At 52.0% G+C, this 14,487-nt stretch carries 7 protein-coding genes; all 7 read left to right on the top strand.

The annotated features are described in order from the left end of the window. Position 1 precedes the first annotated feature (1 nt). From dpdF to dpdD, 7 genes are read left to right on the top strand one after another with little or no spacing between them, the layout of a single operon-like run. Entirely contained in the window at positions 2 to 2,482 is a 2,481-nt protein-coding gene (gene dpdF / locus HV311_RS22130; protein ID WP_191220476.1) for a protein DpdF, read from the top strand. Next, complete coding sequence (gene dpdG / locus HV311_RS22125; protein WP_032175789.1) at positions 2,469 to 3,371, top strand: protein DpdG; 903 nt, start codon at positions 2,469 to 2,471, stop codon at positions 3,369 to 3,371. The genes dpdF and dpdG overlap by 14 nt, the downstream gene beginning before the upstream one ends. Beyond that, a complete protein-coding gene (gene dpdH, locus HV311_RS22120) occupies positions 3,368 to 6,505 on the top strand; it encodes a protein DpdH (RefSeq protein ID WP_248180114.1) in 3,138 nt (1,045 codons plus the stop codon). The genes dpdG and dpdH overlap by 4 nt, the downstream gene beginning before the upstream one ends. Continuing rightward, positions 6,492 to 7,235 (top strand): protein DpdI, encoded by a 744-nt coding sequence (dpdI, locus tag HV311_RS22115; protein WP_182037645.1) that lies wholly within the window; start codon positions 6,492 to 6,494, stop codon positions 7,233 to 7,235. The genes dpdH and dpdI overlap by 14 nt, the downstream gene beginning before the upstream one ends. Then, a complete protein-coding gene (gene dpdJ / locus HV311_RS22110) occupies positions 7,232 to 11,770 on the top strand; it encodes a protein DpdJ (RefSeq protein WP_182037646.1) in 4,539 nt (1,512 codons plus the stop codon). The genes dpdI and dpdJ overlap by 4 nt, the downstream gene beginning before the upstream one ends. Further along, the gene (gene dpdK, locus HV311_RS22105; RefSeq protein WP_032175793.1) at positions 11,767 to 12,312 is read left to right on the top strand and encodes a phospholipase D-like domain-containing protein DpdK; all 546 of its coding nucleotides are present in this window, start codon (positions 11,767 to 11,769) and stop codon (positions 12,310 to 12,312) included. The genes dpdJ and dpdK overlap by 4 nt, the downstream gene beginning before the upstream one ends. After that, a complete protein-coding gene (gene dpdD / locus HV311_RS22100; RefSeq protein ID WP_182037647.1) occupies positions 12,312 to 14,483 on the top strand; it encodes a protein DpdD in 2,172 nt (723 codons plus the stop codon). Before dpdK ends, dpdD begins: the two co-directional genes overlap by 1 nt. Positions 14,484 to 14,487: the final 4 nt, after the last annotated feature.

The following is a 14,487-nucleotide window of genomic DNA, read 5'->3' as shown; positions in this document are numbered from 1 at the left end:
AATGGAATTCCAATGGAGGCAACTCCGTGAGCTACTCGCGATGGACGAGTGTCAGGACAATAATTTTGTAATCCATCAGGATGACGGTCAGTTTTTCTATCGTCTCTGGCTATGTCTGAACGATGCAGGCGCGGGGATCTCAGACCGATTACATGGCTATTATGACGCTTTACAATGTGCCCGAGCTCATGGGCTTCTGCCGTTGCGGCTGCCGCTCAAAGAGCGAATCTTATCAGAGGATTTACTGCGTGCTGGCCTACGGCGCAGCCGGGATTATCCTGGTGAGGTTCTGTTAGACGAGAACGCATTACAGATCGCGCCAGAGTTATTGGCAGTGTGGCGAAAGGAGAAAAGACGTCTGCTCCAGACCCCGCCGCTGGATACGTTGTTACCGATTCTGTTGAATGACACTAAATACACTCATTACACATCTGTTGGGCAGCAGCTTGCTGTACGCACGGTGTTGACGAGTGATAAAGACCGTTTTTTGTTTATTAACCTGCCAACGGGGGCTGGTAAGACGTTCATTATCCATTCTCTGATGCTGGCAACTCCCGCAAGTCAACTGACACTGGTGATTGTTCCGACTATCAGCCTTGCTATTGAGCAGGCTCAGCGCGCTCAGTCCATGTTACTGCAGGCAAACGCCGACCATGGTGGCGAATACACTTGGCACTCTGGGCAAACACCAGAGGCACGCGAGGCGATTAAGGCCCGTATCAAAGCCGGTAAACAAAGGTTACTGTTTTGTTCACCGGAGGCGGCATCCAGTGGTTCGCTGCTATTGCTTCTATTTTCACTGGCCAAGCGGAAAATGATTGGCGCCCTGGTCGTGGACGAAGCCCATCTTATCGATCAATGGGGTGCGGAATTCCGGCCGGAATTCCAACTGCTTGCGCCGTTGGTAAAATCATTGGTGGAAGTGAGTAAGGCGAGCATTCGCACGGTACTTCTTTCCGCGACGTGGAGTCAGGCAACGCTCAATACCCTTAAAGAGCTCTTTGCCGGTGATAACCCTCAGGCGATCGTTGAAGTTAACGGCAGTTTCCTGCGACCAGAGCCTATGTGGTACGTCAGCAAAGCGGACGATCGTGAAGATCATCGTCGGCAGGTGGAAGATGCGATTTCAACGCTACCGCGGCCGTTGATCCTTTACGTTACGACGGTCGAGGACGCCATCGACTGGCACCAGTATTTGCTCAAAGCCGGCTATAAGCGCTGCGGATTGGTCCACGGTAAAGTATCTCCACGCCAGAGAGAAAAGCAGATAGCCGACTGGGCTGAGGATAACGTTGATATCATGGTTGCGACCTCTGCATTTGGCGTCGGGATGGATAAAAACAACGTACGCGCGGTGCTGCATGTTACCGTCCCGGAAAACATCGACCGTCTCTATCAGGAGAGCGGGCGTGGAGGGCGTGACGGCTATGCTTCAGTAGCACAACTCATTTATAGGGACGATCAGATCTCTTTGGCTCGTCACCTTAACCGCGATAACCTTATCGGTGCAAAAAAAGGGTTTCTACGTTGGCAAAAAATGCATCAGAACCGGGAATCGGAATCACCCGGTTATTTCTCAGTTTATCTGGATACCAAGCACGACAGCATCAAAATTGATTCTCGTGCTAATGTCGCGTGGAACTGGCGCACACTCCTCATGCTCCAACGTGCCGGCTTCTTGAGTCTGCATTTTGCTGCACCGGATCTCGAACAGTTTGCCTCAGATAATGTGGACGATGCGAAGGTAGAACAGTACTTTAACCATTATTTCAGCCATATTGGCGTCAAACTCCATCGTGAAGGTCATCTTGATGTGCAGGAGTGGAATGGCACGTTAAAAGAACTGCGTTCCAGAGAGTTGCGTGCCCGGCAAAAAGGGTTTCAGGTGCTTGAAGATTGGTTGAATCATCAGGAAAATCCGCTATGTAGTGTCCTTGAATCGTTCTACACGCTTGATGGTTACGCCCCAGAACTGGCTTGTGGTGGTTGCCCTGGTTGTCGCTCTCAGGCGTTGTCAGCATATACGCCTACGCTGGGCTTGAATGCATATTTGATTTCTGGCGAAGAACGCGAGCGCATCGGTAGCGATATGCGTATTTATTACCCTCCGGCCCGATCCTCCGCTTTGCTGCTTCGCCAGTGGATCGACTGGATCGCACGTTTGCTAGTCACACGTGAGATTCAGGCCATCCGCGCAAGCTCGACCGTACTATCCCAATTAAGCCAACAACTTTATAAGAGCGTGCCATTCTGGTGCGCGCTTTCACATGACGATCCCTCGACAAACTGGAATGAACTGGTACTTGTCCTGCCCGGAGAGAGCCTGCCAGAACTTGACCCGTTTAGTGATATCAAACGAATCATTGTGGCCCCAGAGACGCTCCCTGAAAAAAACGTTCGGGGAAGGCTGTGGTGGGAGAGTGATCCCAGAGCTCGTACGCTGGACCAATTTATAAGGAGTTTAAGCAGTGGCAATCATTAATAACGCCCATCCGGGTAGCCAGATTCGCTTGATCTGCACAATTGATAGGGTCCTCAATCGCCGTGGAGGAAAACCGATTTTGCATGAAGATTTGGTTGAACTGCTGCGTCCCCAGGCGCTGCCGCAATCCGATATTGGTGCGGATCGTTTTCGGAAGAACCTGGATTTCTGGTTGGAAGAAGGGCTATGGCAGCAGACTGAGGCGGGTATTTCCCGACATACTCCACTCGCGAATGAGCGCAATCTGCCGAGCCGCGTATTACGCACATTGATAACAAACGAGCCAAAAGAGTCATTGCTGGAAGGCACCCGTGGACAGCCTTTCCTACTCAGTATCACCGCGTTGCTTGCGCAGGATAATTTTGCCTTCATCGGCAAGAGCACGCTGACAAAAGAGAGTGTCACGGGAGGCGTTGGACCGCTGCTCAAGGATTCGAACAACGAAGGCGTACGTCGCCAGATCAACTTATCAAATGAAGCGACAACGTTCCTTGAATTTGCTTTTTTCCTCGGTTTTGTTGAGCCATTTATGGATGGATATCTGGTTGATCCGACGCGAGCTATTGAGGGCGTACTAGACCGTGTGCTGGAGAACCACAGCAACCTTCCCGCAATTGACTTCATATCCCGGCTTGCAGAAGTCTTACCGATGATCGATGGCGGAAGCTATCGTCAGCAGGTTGAACCAATGATTACGGCAGATAACTGGACACCGAAAGAACCATTACATTTGAGCGCCTCTCTGAGTCAGGCGCTGGTGCGTCTTGAGCTGGCACTGAAGATAAAGTTTGAGATTAGGGCTGATGATCATCAGGCGCTATTGTTAACCGGGCCGGACGGTAATACCCAACGGATAAGCGCCATTAGCCCTGGGGAGCTTTTAAAATGAAAATGCTGGAATATTGGCCGTCTTTACCGAACATCAGACAGTGCATTCGTACCGAGGCGGAAGAGCTTTCGGACCATACGCTGCTGGCCGTTCATGAGCCAGCCCGAATCTTACGAATGAATACCGACGGCAGTCCGTTGGCGTATGAAACGGAAGAGCAGTTGCTAAAACACTTTCTGGAAGTGCAGCGCCCACTGCCAATCATAGGCAACACAGGGGTAGGGAAGTCCCATATTATCCGTTGGCTGGATGCGAACCTGCGCCTGCGCCCTGAATTTAAAAATAAACAGTGGCATATTGTCCGTATACCCAAAAGTGCAAGCCTACGGGAAGTACTTGAGCTTTTACTGGAAGGGCTTGAGGGCGAAATTTTTGATGAAGCGCGTGAGGATATCAACAAGGTCAGCGATAAACGCTCACCCAAAGAGATCGCTGAATGGCTTTTGATGTTGATGGGGCAAGAGCTTCGCGATCTTCATGCGCGTTCAAGCGCTGATTATGAGCAGCTTAAGCAGGAAGCGGCGGAAGCAAGCCCGGAGCAGCAGAATGCACTGCGCAAGAAGTCCTCTGAGTTAAAGAAAATCAATATTCATGCCGCAGAAAATGCCCTGCCGACGCTGATCAACGACGCTTATTTCAAACAGTTCTTACTAAAGGAAGAACAGTGCCTGTTCCGTTTCGCCAGCCGTCTAATCAGTGGCGCAAACAGCGATGAACTTGAAGAGGGTGAACAGCAACTTAAAGCCAGCGATCTTGATTTCCAAATACACCTAAGTGATCTGAGCCTTCCGACGCGTTCGTATATCAGTCGGACGCGACTCAATACGCATGAACCTGGTCGGCAGGAAGCCGCTGATATTCTGAACCTGGTGCTCGGTAAAGCAGCACAAACCCTTTTTAATCAGCTGTTTAATTTCCGGGGGCGCAGCTTTTCCGATCTATTTCTACAGATTCGAAAAGCATTGCATGAACGGGGAATGACCCTGATGGTGCTGGTGGAAGATATGTCTCTGATCACCGCTATTGAAGATGTGCTTATCGACAGCCTGGAGCGTGAGGGGACGCGCGATGGTGAAGAAGTGCTTTGTCCGGTGTGCTCGGCCTTTGCGACGACTGAAGGTTATCAGGGATATAACCGTCGTCGCCAGGGTATGCGTGACCGTGCGAAAGGTGAATGGCGGATCGAAGAGGTTGTAGGTGAGCGTTCAGAGACGCGGCAGCGGATTGTCGACTTTTGCAGTCGCTATATCAATGCCGCGCGTTTTGGGGATAAGTCTTTGCTCGAGTTCTGGAAAAAACGTACCAGCGATACGAACTGGGTGCCAAACTGGGATCAGCATGCTGAAGCCATTGAGGGTATTGATGCTTTTGGCTACAGCTCTCTGGGCTATGCGCTTTTTCCCTTTAATGAACGCGCAATTCATGCGCTGGCGGATGTTCACTGTGGCGATGGTAATAAGGGCATAAAATTTAATCCCAGAATCATCCTTAACAAAATCCTGTTAAACATCTTGTTCAACTATCGGGTTATGGCACAAGAAGGACGGTTTCCGCCTCCGCAACTTGATGGCATTACCGCACCTCATGGGCTGCGAACCTGGCTGAGTCGAAAAACGTTGGCGGAGCAGGACCGCTCTGAAACCGTCGCGGCTATTTGGGGATATCCGGCAGACAATGGTCCCGCCCTTGCTACCGCATTGCCTCCTGCGGTTGTGCGCTGCTTTGGCCTCAATGATTTGGCAAACGAACTCGCGTCGACTGAGAAAGGCGCGATCAACCCCGGTAATGCTGCAACGGTTGGACGAAAAATCGAGCCTGTCAGTGCGAAAACGGTGAAGCCAAACCCTGTTCCGCAAGAATCGGTTGAGCCTGTTGATCCCCTCGAAGCACGTGTTTACAAGATGGAGGCCAGCGTTTCCGACTGGATACTGAAAGATGTATTACTCGATCAGGATACGGCGAAATATATCCGTAACTCGCTGGCAATGATTTATGACCAGCACGCCAATGCTGACTGGTATGGTGCGAAGTCTAAGCCCGATATTCGCAGTGGGAATTTCGTTAACATTAATGTCCCAAATGCGCACGGTAACAGGCTGAAACAGGTAGTGAATTTTGTCTCCGAGGCGGAGTATAAGAAACGGTCAGTCTGGATAACTGAGGTATCGATGGCCCTTGCACGTTTCGGGCTCTATATGGACAAAAAAAATGGTCCGGACTGGACTTATTCGAAAGCTGCGGAAGATTATCTGGTTATACAGTCCTTTGCTGACCGTTGGGTGCCCTACGCTCTCACTGAACTCCTGCGCAGCAAGCGTGAAAATCAGGGGATGATACTGACTGAACATCTGCAGTTGGCCCGGGCCCTTGGCATTATCAAACCGAATGCGACCTCCAAAGAGGTGCTGAATCAATTGCTAATGAACAAAGAGGCATTGATCGGCCAACATAAATCTGCCGCCACAGAGAGCATTGCCAAAGTACGCTCTGACGCTCTTGATAAGTGGGAGGAGGTGAAGTCGAAATGGCTAAATCTCTATGCCCCAAACGATCATGCACTGGAAGGCGATATTGTGCAGAAAATGGTGCTGGAGGCCCTGAAACAACCAGCAGACAGCAGGATAGAGCAGGCGGCGAACAGAACGGTAAGAGAGATTGCGTCAACGCTGACCGAGGTCACGTATTTCTCTGATTGCGAAAACAGTGAGGCATTCGCTCAACTTATCGAGGATGCCGTATCGTTGTTGGAAGAGTTACGTGAAGAAGGTGACTATCCGGTTAATGCTGAGGTGGACTGCAGTACGCTGCAAGCAGAACTAAGTGCTTTAAAAGAAGGTGGCACGTGGGCAATGATCCTCAAATTACGAAGCATTACGCAGAAAGAAGAACCACTTGCTTTGTGGCAGTTGCTTTGCGATTTAGATGGAAAATTACTCAAGCGTTTTACAGATACTCTGCAGCGGTGGCAAAAGATTTGTAAGCAAACCTTTAGTGCGATTACGGGGTACAACCAGGATAAAGGTGGTCACCGAATCAGTGAGTGTCGCGCGCAAATTGACAGAGTCCTGATGGAGATGATGCAGGATCTTCAGATCCTCAAAGAGAATGCAGGAGGTAGCGATGAACACGCTTAAGCAGCAACTCATCCAACTTCGCAAGGATTTTCAACTGAAGAAGCAGGTGAAACAAGAAGATAATGTTTACGAAAAGTACCGGCAAATTCGCGACGATTTGCACAACGTTGCTTCATCTTTAAAGGAGACGGCAACTCAGCTTGATGTCATTACTCAACTGCCTTCACCGTTGTCGCAAATCACTCTTGATAGCCATGAAAAAGCGGCGATTTATGACGCTGAAATCGCTCTGAAAGAATTTGCGGAAAAATACCAGCATATGGCCGATGAGGCTCAGCAAAAAGGGGGATTAGGCGAGACGCTCAATGCGCTGATGGCCGTCCAGTCGAAATTTGCAGATAAAATTGATAGTAACTGGCAGGCATTCATCCACAATCTTGAAAGCCAACAGATGCTGGAAACTGTCTTCCTTGAACAGCAAAAGACGTTGGGGCTCATTCGTATCTACAACGAGTACCGAACGGCTCTTGATGGGTTCAATCATCAGAAAATGATGGGGCCCGCTAATCCCATTGTGATTAAAAAACTACAGCAGTACTGTGATGAAATGGTCGAGTTAAAAGGCAAAATGGATTTTAAAGCGCCAGCCTGCGTCCTTGATTTTTTCCAGGCGCTCAATAATAACAATCGCGCACCGTTGACTTTGCTGACGCCTGAAGTCCTTAGCTGGCTGACGGAAAAAGAAATGCTGAACTCATTCAATGTGATGCGCAAAGGTTTACTGGGATGAGTGAAATCACTACTGCTGTGCTGCATCACGTCCTCGACGCTCTTGAAGCAGAGGAAAATGCATTGCTGGTGTGGGGAGACACAGGTGGCTTCTTCAGTGAAGAAGAGTTACTGACTCACATCAGAAGAGAGTTGGGCGTTGTTTTTAAACGCACTCCGACCGATGAGGAATGTGATAATACACAATTGGCGATGCTAGACGCCGCCATGCTGATCCAAGTGCCGCACCTCAGCGGCATGCCTGTCTGGCGAACCCGAATGGGGGAGACGGTCCATCTCTTGCGTAACTTGCGCCAGTGGATGCATGGGCAAAAGCTGGACCAGAGCAAAACGCTGGTATCGGACTATCGCTTTATTCGCCGGCCGCGCACTTATCCCGATCGCATTTACGAACCGACCACGCTGATTACTGGCTGGAAAAAGCAGCTGAAATTAAGCGAGCGCGTTTGTGACATTATGCGCCAAGCGCTGGCGTCAGATAAGTCCTTCCTGCTGGCGGGTTTTCAGGTGCGATCTACCGAACGCATTATGCAGTGCTGGCAGGATCACAAGGTGAAAAGCGACACGGCCAGCGGAACCATTATTTGTGCCGGTACCGGTAGCGGTAAAACGCTGTCGTTTTACCTGCCTGCGCTGACCCGTCTTGCCGAGGAGATTTGCAGCAACCCTGAGCGCAAGGTGCGTATCCTCGCTATCTATCCGCGAAAAGAACTGCTAAAGGACCAGTTTGCTGAAACTTTTTCACAGTGCCGCAAGCTTGACGACTATATGCTCACGGCGGCCGGACGAAAAATTCGAATCGGCGCCTTTTTTGGCGATACGCCAGTGAAAGCGGAATGGTCGAGGAAAGACGTTAAGGGTAAGGTTGGGCTGCCGTTCGGGTTGATGAAATGCCAGCATCCCCACCCGCATCATCCTAAGCAAGCGTGCGGAGGGGCATTGATTTGGCGTCGTGAGGACATATTTGACGCGCGAGAGGTGCTCACCTGTACGCAGTGCCAGCATCAATTGGATCAGAGTGAAATCATGATCACCCGTGATGCGCAGCAAAATCGCGGCGATGCCCCGGATATTCTATTTACCACAACGGAGATGCTGAATCTCCAGTTGAACTCCACCTGGAGTAATCATCTGTTTGGCGTCGGAGAGGGCTATGGCCCGACGCTGGTCCTGCTTGATGAGGTCCATACCTACAGCGGAACCACCGGCGCTCAAACTGCGCTGTTGCTACGGCGCTGGATGCAGCGCACCGATTGCCTGCCGCATTTTGTTGGCTTGTCGGCAACGCTTGCCGACGCGCGGCACTTCTTTGCCAAACTGGTGGGCGCACCTGAAGAGCAGGTTGCGCTGATCCACCCCTACGCGGAAGATATGATCGAAGAGGGGGCTGAGTACCTGCTGGCGCTGCGAGGCGATCCTGTCTCTGAAACGGCATTACTCTCCACCACCATCCAGGCCAGTATGCTGATGGCGCGCATGTTGGATAGTGAAGCGAATAAGTCGAAAGGCACGTGGGGTAAGAAAACCTTCATCTTCACCGACACTCTTGATGGTAACAACCGTCTGTACCATGACCTCAGCGATGCCGAAGGCTGGGTCACGGGGCCAGGGGCGTCGCGCATTGATCACCCACCGTTGGCCGTATTACGCAGCCCCTTTGATGATACTGCACCTGAGCGGTCTAAAACCGAACTGGGGCAGAACTGGAAGGCGGCTATGGAGATTGGTCACGACCTCGCGCAAAACAAATCTATTTCCCGAACGTCGAGCCAGGATGCTGGTGTTGATGCATCAGCGGATGTCGTGGTCGCTACCTCTTCGCTCGAGGTGGGATATAACGACCCGCTGGTCGGTGCTGTTGTTCAGCATAAAGCGCCTAACGATGTCGCCTCTTATTTACAGCGTAAAGGTCGTGCCGGACGTCCACGGGGCATGCGTCCTTGGATGCTGGTAGTGCTTTCCGAGTTTGGCCGCGATCGCGTCGAGTTCCAGCGTTATGAAGGGCTGATGAGCCCGGAGATCAAACGTCAGGGCCTCCCGCTGGGCAACCAGCACGTGCAGAAAATGCAGGCAGCTATGGCGACCCTCGACTGGATCAGCAAAGTCGGGCAGTTCAAAGACCTCTGGGGCATGTTGAAAAAAGTTGAACATAATCAGCTGAAATATGACCGAATGTATGGCCCGCTTATCAAGCTGATTGAGGAGGTTCTGAGCGGCGGCAGACGGCTGAACGAGTTGACGCGCTACCTTCAGGACGCCCTGCAATTATCTGACGACGCGGTGCAGAATATCCTCTGGAGCCCGCCGCGCTCGGTCATGTTTGAGTTTCTCCCAACCATACTACGTAACCTCAGAACTCGCTGGTCGGTTAACGGCGTGGAGTGGGCCGGACTGCGCCCGAATCAGCCGAATGGCGAGGGCGAACAGCACCGGAGCAATTCACCCGCCCCGGAATACATCCCGCAGAACCTGTTTAGCGAGCTGAATTTGCCGGAACTGGACATTCGCCTGAAGCGTGGATTTGACGATGAAGACCACTGGGAAACTCTCTCTTTCTGGCAGGGAATACGTGAATTTGCGCCTGGGCGACTCTCTAAACGCTATGCCGTCAAATCGAACAAAAGTACCGACTGGCTGGTGCCACAATCCTACGAGCCGATGGCAGGGGAAGGGCGGCAATTCGTTGATTTCCAGATAAGCGATGCGTTCGGTGATAGCTGGCAAAACGAGTGTGAAGTTGACTATCAGGGAAAAACCATCAAGGTTGTTAAACCGTCGAAGGTCATGACCACCCGGGCCGACATTCGCCGTATAAATGATAAAAGTAATGCGCAACTGCAATGGGTACTCAACGTCATTAACCCCGCTATTGCTACGCCAGACGAGGTGCCGAAGGGACCCTGGAAGCACACGCTGAGTGATGTCACGTTCTACAACCACCAGCATATGACCCCGCTGGAACTGGTCCGCTTTTCTACCGGATCGCAGGCGTCGCTTCGGTTCAGGAATAAGGAGCGGGCTCACGTTGATTTCACCTGGGTTAATGGCGAGGAACAGGTTGGCGTAGGAAGTCGTCAATGGGTGGATGCAATGCGCCTGCGTTTTAACCTCACCTGTGATGATGTGCTTGGTCTGCTGCATCAGGAAGAAATTCAGCGAGGCATGCGCCCCGTTTATTTTCAACATCTTGTAAGACAGTCGCCGGAATTTGAATTTGACAGCTTCAACGCGGACTGGGCCATTGAATGTTTTATGGCTCAGCTTGCGGAGACACTGGCAAACGGCGCTCACTCCTCGGTTGAGTCGGCATTACGAGAAATGGCCTCCGAAAGAGGGGTAGAAAGGCTGGCAGAGATCCCGGCCAGCCTGTTCCAGCCGGATACCGACAATGAAGCAGGCACTGACCAGGCGCTACAGATTGGCCTCAACAAACTTCTTCAGCGACCGGAAATACAGCAACTGCTGCTGAACTGCGCGCAGGCGCTCTGGAAACCCCTGGCTGAAATCGACGGTTTTGTTGAATGGGCACGCCAGGTATTAGCGGATACCTTGGCTGCGGGTGTGCAGCAAACGCTAAGCACGCTGCTTCCAGACGTTGATGAGCGGGCGGTGGTGACAGACTCCTTTTGGATGAGCGATCCCGACAAGGGCGCTGAATGGCTGGAGATCTGGCTCTGTGAAATGGAGTCTGGTGGTAGCGGTATTCTGATTCGTTTACAGCAGAAGTGGGCAGAAGATCCTGTCTCCTTCCTCAATGTGCTGGTGCGTAATCTTTCAGCCAGCGACTACGAGCAGATCGATTACGATCTGCGAACTGTGTTGCAGATGCTGCAAACGGATGAGGCGCTTCGTATGGCGATCTCAGCCGTACGTGAAGCCAGCAACATGGACGCCCGGCGGGAGGCTAACAAGAATCTGCATTTGCGGCTTTCACAGCGCGGTCTGCGCCTTTCCCACAGCTTTACCACGGTGCTGTACTCGCGGATTCTGCGGGCGGGCAGCAGCGATGACACAGACACCCAGCTTTATCAGTTACTGTCGGACTGGTCGTCGCTTGAAGTGAGCGCGGGTATTGAGTTCAGTATGAACACCATGGCACACGCGCTGGCGGTGAACGCGCTTAGTGTGGAAACCGATGCTTCCGTCGTGTTTAACGCGCAGTGCCGGAACCAAAACCTGCTCTGGCCGCGTGGCTACACGATCCGCCAGGCTGAGCTCGGCTTTTACAATATGTTTTGCTCGCGCAAAGTCACAACCGAGCGTCTGCTTGCTGGCGCGTTATTTAGCGAACAAATCGAAAAGATTGCTCTTGACGATGACTGGCTTGGGCATTTGCATGCGGCGCTGCGTAAAGGCGGTCGTGCGGAGCTGATCCTCACTCGCCAGCAGCGAAATCAATTACATCAGGTCATTACCACCGTGCAAATTGAACCCATCGATCATTTGGGACTGCTGCTGTATCCGCGTCTCGGTGAAGTCCGCCGTGAGCAGGATTTGCTCATATTGCGTATTGAACTGGCGGAGGCGATGCAATGATCGGACGAGCAAAACAGCGGCAGATTTTTTTACATGGCTCCGCAGGGCAACGGCAGTTGCGAGAAGTCCTCAGCGCCCAGCTTGTTGCTCTGATTATGCAGCCAGAGCCAATCTGGCTGGTTTCGCCGTGGGTGAGTAACTTCCCACTACTGGACAATCGCTCAGGCCATTGGGACAGCATTGATCCTGCATGGGGAGGCCGGGAGATGGATTTCATTGAACTGCTAGCCTGTGCGGCGAATAACGGTGCGCCGCTTTCGCTGGTGACCCGCGACGACCCTATGAACCGTATCTTTGTAAAAGCATTGGAAAAGCGCCTGAGCAGCTTTGCGAATTTTCGTCTGGAATGGCGTAACCAGCTGCATACAAAAGGTTTTTTGACGCCTAACGTCTTCCTGAAGGGCTCTATGAATTTTACCCGGAGTGGCGTCAATCGAAATGAAGAATTTGTAGAACTGAACTGCGATTCGCATATGATCGGTGAAGCGATGGCCGAATTTGAAAGTCAGTATCTTTTTAGTGGATCACAGGAAGCGTTCTGATGTGTGCAGATTGGCTGAAAAACTTTTACGCTGAAGATAAACATCTGGATTATGACAGGGCGATGCAGGGCGGTTATAGCATCCAACAAATGAACACGCTGATTCAGCGGGCCGATGCGCAACGGATGCCCTGCATCGTTCCTTCTACGCGAACGGGAAAAACGGTGTTTTATGCTCTGGCAGAGAATGCGAGAAGCCTGGACGAATTACGGCGCATTTTGACCGCGGCGCTGGGTTCCGCCGACACTAATGCGGATATCAGATCCCTCTATCACACTAACGATCCAGGGGAACAGTTGCTTCTGGATAAATCTCCGGACGGAATTCTGACCTTTGACTTTTTACCGGTGCCGGATGGATCGCCGCAACAGGTAAAAGAATGGCAGATAGCCCGAATGAAACGGGTCTACGCCATGCTGCAAATGGTGATGGATCTTTATCATCAGAGACCCGTCTTACATTCGCTGGTCAGTCGGCAAACTGGACGAATCCTCAGAGATTTCTACACAGCATGCCACGCTCGCGATGGCAAGATTGCCGAACAGTATCTGGAAGAGTTACGCGGAAATCAGATGCTTTCTTCTCTTAATCTCCTGTTTCTTGAGCTACAGGGGATGGCGGCTTCGGCAAAATGGGACTCGATTCTCAACCACCCTCGGCTAGAAGTATTGTTGCGCGGTCGGGTGCCGGAGCGTATCCAGCGCCTGCTGTTGCGATCCTCTGGCCATTTAATGCTTAACGCCATCCGCGATGCGCACTTCCCGCTGGACAGGCGTGAGGATGCAAGGCGACTGGTGCTGGGCTTATTGCCGCTGTACAAGCATAAGCCCCGCTTTGCTCATCAGGCGAGTTTTCTGCCTGACTGGCAAATGTGGACCATGGGGGCCGCGCTGCTGGGGATCGACGAATGGCAAACGGCGTCGCCTCTATTAGATCCTGACTGGATACAGCAGGTCGAGGGGTGGGTGACAGGCGCAAGTTCGCTGCCCGCGCCGATAGAAGCGGAAGAACAGGCGTTGATCCAGGCGCCGGTTGTCATGCTGATAAGCCTTGAAAACGCGACCGATTTGTTACTTGAAGCGCTACTGGCGGACGCTGAGCGCGAAAGTGAGATCTACGCACAACTGGCGGCGATGCCTGAAGCAACACGACAGGCATTGCAAAAAATACCCAAACTCTGGGAGGCGTGGCAGGCGCTGAAAAAACGCTGTGAACCACAAGACTATGGCTGGAGCCGCTGGCTTGCAGATATACAACAGGCTACGGAATCCGAACGGTTTGAATCACTGCGCCAGCAGGCGACCGTTCACTACATGGACTGGACGCCGTCAACCTTCAACGAAACGCAGTGGCAGGCGCTGCTGGAGCAGCAGTCCAACGCCCAGTTGAGCAAAGTTTTACGAGACGTACTGCCAACCTTTCTGAACTGGCTGGAAGAATATGACGTTCAGGTATCTGCCTCCTTGTGGCCGGACTGGCTTATGTTGCTGGCCGTTGAGGATATTCGCTCAGAGGAGGATGTGCGTCTCGGTGGAATGATTCTGGATAAATTCCTTTCCGGTACCTTCACCCGCGAGGAATATGCGTCCGCAATTGAATCGGTGGCAATGCTGTGCTCTGAAAACCTGTCGGTAAGAACCTTGGGCTACTCACTTGATATTGCTGAACTTCTTTATGATAAAGTCACGGCTGACGATGCCGCCAGATTAGGTTTCTGGGTCACCTTGCAGGAGTTGCTCAAGCAGCGCTGGGAGCGTCTGGATGTCAGCATGCAACTTTCTGCACGCTTGGTGGAAAGGCTCTATCTCGGCGAACATGCGGGACATGCTTTCCCGGAAGAGGATAATACGCCGGGTGTAGCGTCTTCGCTTCATCGCGATCTCAGTGGTAAAACGTTGGCGATTTATAGCCTGATGGAAGGGGCGGCAAGACGTGGGAAAGAGGCGTTGCTTCAGCTTTATCCAGGGCTACGAGTGGAACTCAACCACGATCACGTCGCTACTCCGGCGCTGGTGAACCTGGCGGAAAAAGCTGAATACTTTATCTTCGCCAGCGGCAGCTCAAAGCATCAGGCGTTCTATACCGTGACGGATTATCGCAAAGAGATAATCTATCCCTCAGGTAAAGGGGCGTCGAGTATGATCGCCGCCTTCGTCAGTGCACTGGGGTAAACAG

Origin of the sequence: Citrobacter sp. RHBSTW-00881 (assembly GCF_013728515.1) — a bacterium.
In the GTDB taxonomy this organism is placed as follows: domain Bacteria; phylum Pseudomonadota; class Gammaproteobacteria; order Enterobacterales; family Enterobacteriaceae; genus Citrobacter; species Citrobacter braakii.
The sequence above is the reverse complement of the archived record's forward strand: the minus strand, read 5'-3'. Positions and strand labels throughout refer to the sequence as shown.